The organism is Sphingomonas sp. (genome assembly GCF_042091075.1).
Taxonomy (GTDB): domain Bacteria; phylum Pseudomonadota; class Alphaproteobacteria; order Sphingomonadales; family Sphingomonadaceae; genus Sphingomonas.
Window position 1 is genome coordinate 1 of the sequence record NZ_JBELIE010000117.1, and the last position, 10240, is coordinate 10240.

General features: G+C 67.3%; 9 protein-coding genes. 6 read left to right on the forward strand and 3 right to left on the reverse strand.

From position 1 onward, the window contains the following. A partial coding sequence (locus ACFDSW_RS11860; protein ID WP_375250497.1) for a PAS domain-containing protein occupies positions 1 to 1374 on the reverse strand: 1374 nt, incomplete at its 3' end. 314 nt (positions 1375 to 1688) lie between these two features. Here ACFDSW_RS11860 and ACFDSW_RS11865 point away from each other — a divergent pair. Then, positions 1689 to 3065, forward strand: coding sequence for a DEAD/DEAH box helicase (locus tag ACFDSW_RS11865; RefSeq protein WP_375250498.1), 1377 nt, complete (start codon positions 1689 to 1691; stop codon positions 3063 to 3065). Positions 3066 to 3138: 73 nt separating this feature from the next. On the opposite strand, the gene ACFDSW_RS11870 is transcribed toward ACFDSW_RS11865, so the two are convergent. Continuing rightward, positions 3139 to 3783: a hypothetical protein gene (locus ACFDSW_RS11870; RefSeq protein ID WP_375250499.1), complete on the reverse strand. Its 645-nt coding sequence runs from the start codon at positions 3781 to 3783 to the stop codon at positions 3139 to 3141. A 135-nt stretch (positions 3784 to 3918) separates the two neighbouring features. On the opposite strand from ACFDSW_RS11870, the gene ispH reads away from it, so the two are divergent. The 3 genes from ispH to rnhA all read left to right on the forward strand — a co-directional run bounded on the left by ispH (position 3919) and on the right by rnhA (position 6397). Continuing rightward, positions 3919 to 4887, forward strand: coding sequence for a 4-hydroxy-3-methylbut-2-enyl diphosphate reductase (ispH, locus tag ACFDSW_RS11875; RefSeq protein WP_375250500.1), 969 nt, complete (start codon positions 3919 to 3921; stop codon positions 4885 to 4887). Positions 4888 to 4970: 83 nt separating this feature from the next. After that, positions 4971 to 5924 carry a homoserine kinase gene (gene thrB, locus ACFDSW_RS11880; protein ID WP_375250501.1) on the forward strand — a complete coding sequence of 318 codons (954 nt, stop codon included), beginning with the start codon at positions 4971 to 4973 and terminating at the stop codon, positions 5922 to 5924. A gap of 11 nt (positions 5925 to 5935) precedes the next feature. Next, positions 5936 to 6397 carry a ribonuclease HI gene (gene rnhA, locus ACFDSW_RS11885; protein WP_375250502.1) on the forward strand — a complete coding sequence of 154 codons (462 nt, stop codon included), beginning with the start codon at positions 5936 to 5938 and terminating at the stop codon, positions 6395 to 6397. Here the strand turns inward: rnhA and ACFDSW_RS11890 are convergent. Continuing rightward, positions 6394 to 8430 carry a GumC family protein gene (locus tag ACFDSW_RS11890; protein ID WP_375250503.1) on the reverse strand — a complete coding sequence of 679 codons (2037 nt, stop codon included), beginning with the start codon at positions 8428 to 8430 and terminating at the stop codon, positions 6394 to 6396. The genes rnhA and ACFDSW_RS11890 overlap by 4 nt on opposite strands. 125 nt (positions 8431 to 8555) lie before the next feature. On the opposite strand from ACFDSW_RS11890, the gene ACFDSW_RS11895 reads away from it, so the two are divergent. Together ACFDSW_RS11895 and ACFDSW_RS11900 are read left to right on the forward strand one after the other, a co-directional pair. Continuing rightward, positions 8556 to 9317: a polysaccharide biosynthesis/export family protein gene (locus tag ACFDSW_RS11895; protein ID WP_375250504.1), complete on the forward strand. Its 762-nt coding sequence runs from the start codon at positions 8556 to 8558 to the stop codon at positions 9315 to 9317. 88 nt (positions 9318 to 9405) lie between these two features. Then, on the forward strand, positions 9406 to 10240 hold an 835-nt coding region (locus tag ACFDSW_RS11900; protein ID WP_375250505.1), incomplete at its 3' end, for a hypothetical protein.

Genomic DNA, 10240 nt, shown 5'->3' on the forward strand with positions numbered 1-10240 from the left:
GGGCATCGCATCGCGCGCGTTGATGCACAGGTTCAGCAGCGCGTTCTCAAGCTGGTTGGGGTCGACCAAGGCATCCCACAGCCCCGCCGCGCCGACCACCTCCAGCGTCACCGACGGTCCGGCGGTCCGCCGGATCAGCTCCTCCATTCCCTGCACCAGCCGATTGACGTCGGTGGGCTTTGGATCGAGCGTCTGCCGTCGCGAGAAAGCAAGCAGACGGTGCGTCAGCGCCGCCGCGCGCCGGGTCGCGCCCTGCGCCGCATGCAGATAGCGATCCAGCTCGCCGATCCGGCCCTGCGCGATCCGCACCTGGATCATCTCCAGCGCGCCGGACATGCCCGTCAGCAGATTGTTGAAATCATGCGCCAGCCCGCCGGTCAGCTGGCCGACCGCTTCCATCTTCTGTGCCTGGCGCAGATGCTCCTCGGCGATCATCAGCTCGGCGGTGCGCGCCTCCACCTCCTGCTCCAGCCGGGCGTTGAGCGCCGCCAGCTCTTGTTCGGCACGACGGCGCTCGACCGCGTCGCGGGTCCGCTCCGCCACCGCGCGAACGAAGGCCAGTTCCTCCTCCGACCATGGTCGCGGCACGGCATTGTTGAGATACAGCAGCGCGACGAATCCCGCTTGCTCGGTCACCGGCATGTTGATGAACGACATCGCCGCCAGGGCGCGCAGTCCCTCAGCGGTGGCGCGCGTGCGATCATCTTCCCGCACATCCTCTATCGCGACCGTCACACCGCGTTTCAGGTCCTCGATATAGGAACCGTAATCGCGGAAGTGCAGGATCGGCGGCAGCGGCGCGATACCATGGGCGCAATAGGCGCGCTCGGTAGTGATCGTCTCCGCCACCGGGTCCACGGTGCCGTATCCGGCGCGGCTGACGTCTAGCACCCGGCCCAGCACGCTCGCCGCCGCCAGCGCGAGGTCACCCGGATCACCGGGCTCGCGCAGGCGATCCGACAGGTCGACCAGCGCCGCCATGCGCAGCTCAGCCCGCTTGCGCGTGTCGATGTCGAAACTGACGCCCGGGAAGTGCGTCGCATGCCCCTCCGCGTCGACATCGACCCGGCCCTGCGCCGCCAGCCAGCGCACCCGTCGATCGCGTCCGATGACGCGGTATTCCGCGGCGAACAGCTCGCCGGTGGCGATCGTCTGCTCGATCGCCGCGCGCACGCGCTCCCGATCGTCGGGATGAATCCCCGCGAAGAAGGACGACAGCGGAGCGCCAATGCTCGCCAGTTCGGGATCGACGCCGTACAGACGCGCGAAATCCGCATCGGACGTGACGCGGTCATTGACGATATCCCAGTTCCAGCGCCCGACCGCGGGCGCGTCGACAAATTCGCTAGTCGTGCGGGGTAGTTGCTGCGGCATGGGAAGCCCCTAACGGCCTAGGCGGCGGAAGGTGTCAACAAATGCCCCGCGAACTTCTTGATCTAGGTGAAGCGATGCGGGAACGGGACCATCTGCCGCAAGCGGGAGCCGTTCATCGCCCACGATTGACTTTTTGCGCCGCACCATGCATAGCGCGCGGTATCGAGACGTCGGCAGCGTGATCGGGCCCCTGGGCCCAGGCTCCGTCTCGGTCGATTTTTCACGGGCTTCCCAAGTCACGCGGGGCGTCAATTTTCCCCGCCACTCGTGCGCCTTCCGGCCGTGCGAGCCCGGCACCGTACAGGATGATATCCATGCCTTTCGCCACTCTCGGCCTTGCCGAACCCCTCGTCCGCGCGCTCGCGGCCAAGGGTTATAATGAACCCACCCCGATCCAGCGCGACAGCATTCCGCAACTGCTCGAAGGGCGCGACCTGCTCGGCATCGCGCAGACCGGCACCGGCAAGACCGCCGCGTTCGTGCTGCCCTCGATCCAGCGCCTGGTAGAAGCCAACAAGCGCGTACTGCCGACGCATTGCCGCATGCTCGTCCTGGCGCCGACGCGCGAGCTGGCGGGGCAGATCGCCGACAATGCGCGCGCCTATGGCCAGTTCTCGCGCCTGTCGGTCGCCACTGTCTTCGGCGGGACCAGCATCGCCAGGAACCGCAGCGACGTGTCGCGCGGGGTCGACATTCTCGTCGCGACGCCGGGTCGCCTGATCGACCTAGTCGAGCAGGGCTTCCTCAACCTGTCGATGATCGAGATCCTCGTCCTCGACGAAGCTGACCAGATGCTCGATCTGGGCTTCATCCACGCCTTGAAGAAGATCGTGCGCATGTTGCCGCGGAAGCGCCAGTCGCTGTTCTTCTCGGCCACGATGCCGCCGTCGATCCGCCAGCTCGCGGATCAGTTTCTGCACGATCCCGCGACGGTGTCGGTCGTCCCCGCCTCCACCACCGCGGAACGGGTCGACCAGTCGGTGATCTTCTGCAACCAGACCGAGAAGCAGGCGCTGCTGACGATCCTGCTGCAGGACATGCCGATCGACCGCGCGCTCGTCTTCACCCGCACCAAGCATGGCGCGGATCGCGTCGTGAAGCTGCTGGCGGGCAACGGCATCGCCGCCAGCGCGATCCACGGCAACAAGAGCCAGCCGCAGCGTGAACGCGCGCTGGCGGCGTTCAAGTCCGGAGAGGTGCCGATCCTCGTCGCCACGGACATTGCCGCGCGCGGCATCGACGTGTCTGGCGTCAGCCACGTGTTCAATTTCGAACTGCCGAACGTGCCGGAACAATATGTCCACCGCATTGGCCGCACCGCGCGCGCCGGGGCGAGTGGCGAGGCGATCGCCTTCTGCGCCGATGACGAGCGGCCGTATCTGAAGGACATCGAAAAGCTGACACGGCAGAAAGTGACGATCGGCGCGCTGCCCGAGGACTTCCTGCGCCGTGCGGAGAAGATCCGTAGCGAGCGCGTCAAGGCGATCGGCGCCGATCCCGCCCCGCGCGAGGATCGCCAGCGCGGCCCCCGCGCACCGGCCCGGCCGAAGGCGAGCCACGCGCCCAAGGCGACTGCCGGCACCGCGCAGGCGGGTGGCCAGGGTCGCGATTATGCCAATGCCAGCCGCCGCCGTGGTGGACGTGGCCGCGGCCGTGGCGGTGCCCGACCGATGGCGCAGGCGGGGCGCTAACGCCCCGGCACCGTCGTCGCGAGCGAGTTCGCGACGACGGTGATGGCCGGCGTCGAGGCGCGCCCGCCCGTGGTTAGCGCGTCGCGTTATATTTCAGTTGATCTTCGGTCAGCTGGAAACCGACCAGCGCCTCGAACGAGGCCGCCGCGACGGCGGCGCGCACCTTCGGGTCCGCCAGCGGATCGACCGCGGCATCCTCATCACCCGCCTTGCGCTTGCGGGTCAATCGATCGCGCACATCCTGCGGCAGCGTCGCAGAGGCACGGTCGATCGCGGTGCTGGCGTCCGCGCTCACGCTGGCGATCGCCTGGCCAGCGTCGAAATGAAGCTGCACCTGGCCCAGCCGCTTCGACACCACCGAGCTGCCGCCGCGCGTGATCGCGATGAAATAGGGCAAGGTCACATCGCGCGCGCCCTCGGCCCGCGTGCGGCGCGCACGCACGTCGAAGGTGATGCGTGTCACCACTTCGGCGCTCTGATCATCGCAGGTCGAGCGGACGTTGCTGATCGTCGCGCTGACGTCGATCGCGGTGGCGGTACGGCTGGCGGGCGGATCGAACAGCGTCACGTCGCCGGTGCCCGCGGGTACGCCGACGGTGGGGCACGCGGAGCGGACCGAGGTGATGCCGACCCCCTGGGTCACATCGATCTCCCCGCTCTTCGCGCATCCGGCCGCGATCAGGAGGAGAAGCGGGGCGGCAAGCGAGCGAAAGGTCACGAAGGTATCCCGAACCGTTGGGCACACACGACAACGGGGCCGATACCTCCCGCAGGAGGGCATAGTGGCCCCGGATCGCGCCGCACCATAGGAACCGACTATCGCCGGAGCAAGCATTCGCGTAAGCGCGACACCATGCCCGATACCGCTTCCGATCGCCGCCCGCTGGAATTGCTGATCGCTGCGCCGCGCGGTTTCTGCGCCGGCGTGGATCGCGCGATCCGGATCGTCGAGCTTGCGATCGAGAAGCATGGCGCGCCCGTCTATGTCCGTCATGAAATCGTGCACAACAAGTTCGTCGTCGATTCGCTGAAGGCGAAAGGCGCGGTATTCGTCGAGGAACTGGACGAGGTTCCCGATGGCGCGCCGGTCGTCTTCTCCGCGCACGGGGTGCCGAAATCGGTGCCGGCGGCGGCACAGGATCGCGGGCTCGACTATCTCGACGCCACCTGCCCGCTGGTATCGAAAGTACATCGCCAGGCCGAGCGGCTGGTCGCGGCTGGGCGCCACATCATCTTCATCGGCCATGCCGGCCACCCCGAGGTGATCGGCACCTTCGGCCAGGTGCCGCAGGGCGCGATGTCGCTGGTGGAGACGGTGCACGACGTGGCATCGCTGACGGTGCCCGACGCGGGCAACCTCGCCTTTCTGACGCAAACGACCCTGTCGGTGGACGATACCGCCGCGATGGTCGCCGCGTTGCAGGCGAAATTTCCCGCGATCCAGGCACCGCGCGGCGAGGATATCTGTTACGCCACCTCGAACAGGCAAGCGGCAGTGAAGGCGATCGCCGCGGCGTGCGACGCGGTGCTGGTGATCGGTGCCCCCAATTCGTCCAATTCGCTGCGACTGGTCGAGGTGGCGGAACGCCAGGGCGTGCAGGCCGCGCTGATCCAGCGCGCCGCCGACCTGGAATGGGGGTTCCTGGATGGGGTCGGGACGCTCGGCATCACCGCCGGCGCCTCCGCGCCGGAACTGCTGGTGCGCGAGCTGGTGGATTTGCTGGCGACGCGCTTCGACGTGATCGAGCGTGAGGAGGAAACCACGCGCGAGACGATCTCGTTCAAGCTGCCGCGCGGGCTGGATGCCGCCGAAGCGGCGTGATGCAGCATCGTTCGGCGCATCGGACACCAGGCACTCACCTCGCCACCGGGAGGTCCCGGCCCGCGCTGGGATGACGTCATAACATGGCCGTTTACACACAGGTTTCCGCAGAGGCGCTCGCCGCCTTTCTGGCGCGCTACGACGTTGGCGAGCTGATCTCCGCCAAGGGGATCGCCGAGGGGGTCGAGAACAGCAACTATCTGGTCGATACCACGCGCGCGCGCTTCATCCTTACCCTGTATGAAAAGCGCGTCGCGGCCGACGACCTGCCATTCTTCATGGCGCTGCTCGATCACCTCGCCGCGCGCGGGATGGCGGTGCCGCCCGCGATCAAGGATCGCGGCGGTATCGAGATTCAGGAGCTGGCCGGCCGCCCCGCCTGCCTGATCAAATTCCTGACCGGCGTATCGGTGTCGCACCCCACCCCCGCGCAGGCCCATGCCGCCGCGCGGGCGATGGGCGAGATGCACGCCGCTGTCTCGGATTTCCCGTTACAGCGCGCCAATTCGATGGGGCACACGACCTGGCGACCGCTGCTGGAGCGGATGGGGCGTGACATGGATACGATCCGCCCGGGCCTCTACGATCGCGTCGATGCCGCGCTGGCCGCCGTGGAGGCGGCATGGCCAACGGACCTGCCGGTCTGCGCGATCCATGCCGATCTGTTTCCCGATAACGTCCTGATGCTGGGTGACGCGGTGACCGGGCTGATCGACTTCTATTTCGCCTGTACCGACGTGCGCGCCTATGACGTGGCGGTGATGCATTCGTCATGGACGTTCGACGCACACGGGCGGAACCATGACGCCGCGGTCGGCGCTGCGCTGCTGGCGGGCTATACCGAGCGGTTCGCCCTGTCGTCCGCGGAACGCGTGGCGCTGCCCGTGCTAGCGCGCGGCGCGTGCGTGCGCTTCCTGCTAAGCCGCGCGTGGGACTGGCTCCATACGCCCGCCGACGCGCTGGTGATGCGCAAGGACCCGCTCGCCTATCTCAACCGGCTCGACTGGTATGACGCGCATCCGGACGCCTTCGCATGACGGATGGCGAGATGACCTTGGTGGAGATCGCGACCGATGGCGCTTGCAAGGGCAATCCCGGCCCGGGCGGCTGGGGCGTGCTGATCCGCAGCGGCACGCACGAGAAGGAATTGTCCGGCGGCGCGCCGCTGACCACCAACAATCGCATGGAATTGACCGCCGCGATCGAGGGTCTCAACGCCCTTACCCGCCCGTGCCGCGTGCTGCTGTCGACCGACAGTCGCTATGTGATGGACGGGCTGACCAAGTGGATCCACGGCTGGCAACGCAACGGCTGGAAGACGGCCGACAAGAAGCCGGTGAAGAATGCCGAGCTATGGCAGGCGCTGCTGGCGGCGGCCAAGCCTCACCGGGTGGAATGGAAATGGGTGAAGGGCCATGCCGGCCACCCCGACAACGAACGCGCCGACAGGCTGGCGAGCGACGCGGCGATCGCGGCGGGCGCGCGGCGCCAGGATCGTCCGGCGCCCTAGCCCCGCCACTTCCGCTCGATCAGCAGGCGATACACCACCGGCGGAATATGCGAGCGTCGGCCCAGCAGGATCGCGCCGAGGACGATCGCCCCAGCATCCTGCAACTGCGTCAGCAAGCTCTGCAGCACCGGCTTGCGCGTCGTCTCCGCCTCGATCACCGGGAGGACCATATCGGCGGCCTGCGCCAGTTCGACGCCCTCATAGCCTTCCGACAGCGGCGGCGCGGTGAGGATCACATAGTCATATTCACCCTTCAGCTCCGCGATCAAACGAGCGTCTAGCCGCTGGTAGGAACAGGCGGCGGTGCCGATCACCGCAGTGTCCATCCCCTCGAACCGCTGGATCGCAACCTCTTTCGCGCTCGTAGGCACCGGCGCGTCGGCGGTGAAGCGCACCAGCAACAGCCGTTCGGGCGTGCGGCGGGTGATCGCACGCCCCAGCCCGAGCGCTGCCGCCTGCAGGCTTAGCCGCGCATTGGGCGATACCAGCAGCACCGCGCGCGACGCCGCCCCGCCGGCCGCGTCGATCGCCGCGATCAGGCGACTGTAGTCGCGATGATGCGCGGACGGGTCCCGCATATCGTGTTCGAGCGGTGCGGCGAGCACCGGGAGATCGATCGCGCGCTCCACCTCGACCGGCGACAGGAACGTGTCACGCAGGCTGCCGAGCACGAAGACCGCCGCGCCGGCCAGCAGAATGCCCGCGACCAGACTGCCCATGATGAGCAGCAGCGGCGGATTGCTGCGCTCCGCCGGCGGGGTGGGCGCCTCGATCACCCGCACGTTCGGGCTGCCCGCGTCGGACGCCTGATTCAACTGGACGCGCGCTTGCTCGACCTGCAACGACAGCGCCTTGAAGCTGTCGGCGAGCACGTCGCGATCGAGCTTCATCGTCGCCAGCCGATCGTTGATCGCGTTCAGCCGCTGCAACCGCGCCTGCGATGCCGAAACCTGTTGAGCGAGTTCGCCCTGCCGCGCCTGCGCGCCCGCGACGCTGGCCTGCGCCTGGATCAGCTTGTCCTGCGTCGAATCGAAATACTGGTTGCGCCCGGTGCGGCGGGTGACGACCAGCGTCGCCCGTTGCTGATCGATCGTCGCCTGCAGCGCCGCGATCTGCTTGTCGACCTGCACCACCTGTGGCGCGGTCCGCATGAAGCGCGAGGCGAGATCCGCGCGCTTGGCCTGCAAGCCCAGCAGTTGCGCCTGCATCTCGCCCAGCGCGCGCGCCGCCTCGGTATTGTCGTTATACAATTGCACGTTGGCGGGCACGCCACGCGCCTGGCTGCGCAAGCTGCTCAGGCTGCGCTGCCCGTCGGCAAGCAATGCGTCGGTATCCAGCTTGTTCTTGCGCAGCACATCATCCTGCGCGACCGCGCCGGCGACCTGCGCGGCGATATCGACGATGCCGTTCCGCTGCTGAAACACCGTGATATTGGCGTTCGCACGATCCAGCTGTTGCTTGATCTTCGCCCGCTGCTGCTCAAGGAACGTGACGCGCCCGGCGGTCAGCACATTGGCGCGGCTCTCGAAATACAGGTGGATCAGGCGACGCAGCATCTCCGCCGCGCGTTGCGGATCGTGATCGGTATAGGTCAGTTCGATCACATTGGCGTCGTTTGCCTTGGTAACGTGCAACCGCGACTGGAATCGGCGCAACGCGGTATCGACGTCCGACTGGGTCGCATCGCGACCGAGATCCTGCCGCACCAGCGTGCGATGCAGTTCGAGGCTGTCGAGCATCTGCAACTCGACGTTCGCGACCGCCGCCGGATCGAGCACCTGCCCCGGCTGCGGCGCGCCGCCGGCGTCCTGCATGTCGTATACGCCGGCGCTCAACGGCAGCAGCCGCGCCTCCGCGCTATAGCGCGCGGGCATCGCCAGAGCGATGACCAGTCCGAGCAACGTCACGCTCGCCGCCACGATCAGCGCGATCCGCCGATAATAGAACAGAACGTTCAACACGTCGCGCAGCGACCATTGGCCGTGCGCAACCCGCGTTTCGGTGCGCGGCGGCGATGACGTAAAATCTAACATGCCGTTTGCCGATCCTGGCCCTTTGCCCCAGAGACGACATTACATAACTTCGTCGCTCTTACCTTTCCATTAAGCCTTGGCGGCTATTGCTGACCGCATCGCAAATGGGGCGGAACATGGATTGCGTGCGCATCACCCGGAACAGGCATCTTTTCCTCCGGCGGGCCGGGCGCCAGGTGGCGGGGCTCGCCGCGACGCTGGCCGTGACGTGCGGCTGTACGACCGCGATCGGCAAGAACCATGGGGCAGCGCCGACACCCGCCGTCGCTCCCGCCACGGCGGCGGCGGACACCCCCTATCGTATCGCGCCGGGCGACGAGGTGACGATCACCTTTCCCTATAATCCCGAGCTTGATCATGCTGGCCCGGTCGGCCCTGATGGCCGGCTGGCGATCCCGCTGGTCGGCAACATGCCGGTCGGCGGTCGCACGCTGGACGATGTCGCGGCGGTCATCAGCGACGACCTGCGGCGCCAGGGCGTGGTCGAGAATGCGCGCCCCACGGTGGCGATCCGGCAATATGGCGGCGTCGTCTATGTCGGCGGCGAAGTGCGTCAGCCCGGCCCGGTCAAGCTGACCGCGACGATGGATCCGTTGCAGGCGGTGATCGTCGCGGGCGGGCTGCTGGACACGGCGCGATCGCGCCAGATCGTCATCATTCACCGCGAAGCGGACGGCACGATCACGCAGCGCCATGCCGATCTACGCGCCTATGCGCGCCACGGGCAGGCGACCGGCGTCACGCTGGCATCGCAGGATATCGTGTTCGTCCCGCGCTCCTCGATCGCGGAAGCCGATCTGTGGATCGATCAGCATATCAATCGCCTGCTGCCGTTCAGCCGCAGCCTGAACTATACGATCGGCAACGGCACCACCTTCACGCGCTGACATGGCGGTGGCCGCGCCTTTCGGTCCCGCGTCAGCGCGACGGGCGGCAAACGCCGGCCGGGCTCGCGCGCCCGTCGCCGGCGTCGACGTGCGCTGGGCGTATGTCGCGATCCTGGTCGCGGTGCTGCCGCTGTTCGGGCAGACATTCCATTATGTGAAGATGCTGCCGCCGCTCTGGGCGCTGTCGAAAGCGTTCCCGATCGTCTCGCTGCCGCTGTGTCTGTTGCTGTTCGCCGGGCCACGCCCGCCCGGCGGGCGTCAGATGCTGCTGTCGATCCTGTGGCTCATTCTGGTGCCCAGTTTCATCTCGCTGTTCACCTTCGAACAGACGTTCTTCGTCGCGCTCACCTCGCAGGTGAAGCTGCTGTCGCTGATCTACTTCTTCTCGTTCCTCGCGCTGCTGCGCTGGTTGCTGCCCAGTCTGCGCGAGCTGGCCTTCGCGTTCCTGATTTGCGCGGCGATCACCTTCGCGCTGCTGGTTATCGTGTGGGCGCTGGCGCCGCAATCGGCCTATGCGCAGCATTATGTCGCTGGCGACGCGCCGGTACTGGCGGTCGACGCGCGCGGCAACCGCATCCGCCTGCCGATGTATTTCGGCCTGATCGGCGTGCTTTACGCCTGGCGCCGCTTCCTCGCCTCGCCGCGGATCGGCTGGCTGCTCGTCTGGGCGGGCGGCTTCATGCTGATCTTCTCGCTCGTGCGGATGCGCACCTATGTCCTCGGCCTGGCGCTGACCGCCGCGATCACCGCCTTCGTCGTCGCGCCGCCGCGCATCAAGATCGCGCTGGTCGCGCTGATCCCGTTCGCGCTCGCCGGGCTATTTTCGGTGCCGTACATGGCGTCGATCTTCAGCACCGACAAAGCCTTCGCCTTCGATGTCCGTTATATCTCGACGATGAAGGCCATCGCCTTCCTGGGCACCG

Excerpts from the sequence above, each read along its gene's own strand:
- rnhA (WP_375250502.1), top strand. The coding sequence starts at position 5,936 with ATGACCTTGGTGGAGATCGCGACCGATGGCGCTTGCAAGGGCAATCCC.
- ispH (WP_375250500.1), top strand. The coding sequence starts at position 3,919 with ATGCCCGATACCGCTTCCGATCGCCGCCCGCTGGAATTGCTGATCGCT.
- ACFDSW_RS11865 (WP_375250498.1), top strand. The coding sequence starts at position 1,689 with ATGCCTTTCGCCACTCTCGGCCTTGCCGAACCCCTCGTCCGCGCGCTC.
- thrB (WP_375250501.1), top strand. The coding sequence starts at position 4,971 with ATGGCCGTTTACACACAGGTTTCCGCAGAGGCGCTCGCCGCCTTTCTG.
- ACFDSW_RS11890 (WP_375250503.1), bottom strand. The coding sequence starts at position 8,430 with ATGTTAGATTTTACGTCATCGCCGCCGCGCACCGAAACGCGGGTTGCG.